3 protein-coding genes are annotated in these 2,789 nt (G+C 25.7%); all 3 read right to left on the bottom strand.

Annotated features, from left to right (window positions below; genetic code table 11):
- The coding region (locus J7G74_RS10790; protein ID WP_297135137.1) for a kinase at positions 1-844 on the bottom strand (844 nt) is incomplete at its 3' end.
- Positions 845-1,048: 204 nt separating this feature from the next.
- Positions 1,049-2,143 (bottom strand): SIR2 family protein, encoded by a 1,095-nt coding sequence (locus tag J7G74_RS10785; RefSeq protein WP_297135135.1) that lies wholly within the window; start codon positions 2,141-2,143, stop codon positions 1,049-1,051.
- A 218-nt stretch (positions 2,144-2,361) separates the two neighbouring features.
- Positions 2,362-2,789: methionine gamma-lyase family protein (locus tag J7G74_RS10780; protein ID WP_297135134.1), on the bottom strand; the 428-nt coding region annotated here is incomplete at its 5' end.

Raw genomic sequence — 2,789 nt, 5'->3', positions numbered from 1 at the left:
CTATTCTAGTTATATAAATACTATCATTTTTACAGCCTATATACTTAGCATATTTTTTTACTTTTTCCTTTGCTAAATCTATATTCCCAACACCTTTATCCATTAATTCTTTTATATACATATCCATTAGTGATCCTTTATATTCTTTTAAATCAAATCCCAAGTATTCGGCTAATTTTTCTATTTCTAGCATAAAGTCTCCATCTTCTTTTACTAAAAATTCATAAACATCTTTTCTATATGGATTAGCCATAATTATCTTCTGTACAACCTTACACCCATCTAATTTGCTTATAAATCCATCCTTATAATTATTAAATAATGCATTTGATTGTCTTATTGATCTTTGGTCTATATATGAATTAACTTCTGTAACTCCATTTTCTAATAATGCATCTAAAACAGCAAAATGAACTTTAAAACAATCTTCATATATATAATTTGATAACTTACATATTATGGGTTTAACATCAAAGATCCTAATACTATTATTTTTCTTACTTTTATTATTATTTATATCTCTATTTACATTATTAAATAATCTACTAAAATCTAAGTACTTATTACAATATATTTCTTTAAATAGATTGAAATCTATTGTTATTATATTATAATTAACAATTATCTCTACTCCCTTTCTTATTATATCATTTATTATATTTTGTCCGTACTCCAAATACTTTTCATTTATTTGTCTTGTATTTGTAATATTATTTAAGCAATAATCCTTAAACATCTGAGAAGCTTCATTACCGTACTCTATAAAGCTTTTTCTAATTGTATTATAATTATCTCTTTTTTCATCAAATTTGATTATTGCTCCGTTTATATCGAATGTTACCATTAGTAATTCCCCCTAAATAGTAAAATTATTGTTCATATTAACTAAATATTTGATTATAAGAGTCATATTCCTTCTAAATAAATAATTTGTCTAAAACTTCTTCTAAATAATGTTGAAAATACCCTAAAAAATAGGAATAAACATAGTTGGTGGCAAATTAGTCAATTTGATTTTGTATAATTCTAATATATTTAATCTTAATTTTTATTTCATATCTTTTGAAAAATTTATATACTTAATAGGATCGCTTGAAAAATCTTGAAAAGAATCTCTAGTAAAAAAAACATTTTCTCCTAAAAATCTTTTGTATCTTTTTTCTTCTTTAATTAGTGATGACTCTAACTTTTTATCATGATTATTAAATACCATAATTTTAAGTGGATTATTTTTTCTACTTGTTTGAACTCTTTTTAGCATGTATTTAATATGAATGTCAGCTTCTGGAAAAGAATATCCACAAAATATTAAAAGATCGACTTTACGAAGAGCAGACTCAGCTTTATTCCATACATTTGACAAATATACATTAGACATGTCCTTAAAATAAGTTGGTGGCACTATTATTGGAATAGTATGCTCCCCACAATTTAAACACGTAGCATCTTCCTGATTATTTAAAATTCTCATAACGCCACCTTCATAAGGAGTAAGAGTTAAACTGGAGCAAATAGGACAATATAACCAGTTAAGTGATCCATGTATTTTATATAATTTTATGCTTTGACCATATGGTCTTTTCCAAGAACTATTACTAAAATTAAAATTTGCAAAATCAACTCCATAGTCCAGCATTATAGGAAATTTAACCTTATCATATATAGTTGAAATACTATTATCTATATGTATATCATAATTTACACTTAAGAAAGTAGTATCCAACAATTGATTATTTTTCAATAGCTTTTTTAAAAGAAGCTCATGATATTTGTTACTACTTTTAGAAGCATTATTTATTGCATTTGCCATGAGTAATATTAAATATTGTCTTAAAATATTAATAGAACCATTTTTATTATTGTAAGTTTCTGTTCCAAAGTTTTTAAAAGACTCTCTTCTTTGCTCTGCCATATCTAATATTCCCAATACTTCTTCAAATGTAGGAAAATTTACTTTGTTTAAATCATCATTAAAAACATCTATATTAAATACTTCTTTAAAAAAAGTTCTTAAATTTTTATTCATATCATTATTTTTATTATTTGTTAAACTATATTTAAAATAATCAGTAAATAATTCATTTTGTATTGGAATATTTTCTGCTGCTGACGCACCAGCGCCTAAAAAAATACAAATTTTCATTTTATCCCTCCAAAAATCAATAATAAAAAATTCACTTCGTTCATATCGCCAACGGCTTTGCCCGTTGCTCAAAATTTATTTTTTACAACTTCTCAAATGTATTGATAATACTTTAGCCTAGGAGTTTTCCACAAATTTGAGGTCAATATAATGCCCTTGTAAGTAAAAAATAAAAGTCTTAATACATTTATATATTAAGACTTTTATTTTTTATTATTCTATTTATTTAATTTTTTTATATATTCTACTGCTTTTAATGTTCCCATTTTTGAATGATCAAATGTAAGACCACCTTGGAAGTATACGTTATAAGGAGGTCTTATTGGTGCATCAGCACTAAGTTCTATTGATGAACCTTGGATAAATGCTCCAGCTGCCATTATAACTTCATCTTCATAACCAGGCATCGCCCATGGCTCTGGCTTAACATATGAATCAACTGGAGCTGCAGCTTGAACTCCTTGACAAAACGCTATTACTTCTTCAGCATTTTTTAGTCTTACAACTTGTATAATATCACTTCTTAAATCATTATATTTAGGAAGTACTTCATATCCTAATCTTTCAAACATTCTTGCACAGTAAATTGCTCCCATAACTGCTTGAGAAGTAACATAAGGAGCCATAAAGAATCCTTGTAATACAT

The sequence above is a fragment of the Terrisporobacter sp. genome (genome assembly GCF_017888745.1).
Taxonomy (GTDB): domain Bacteria; phylum Bacillota; class Clostridia; order Peptostreptococcales; family Peptostreptococcaceae; genus Terrisporobacter.
This window is presented reverse-complemented; position numbering and strand designations above follow the sequence as displayed.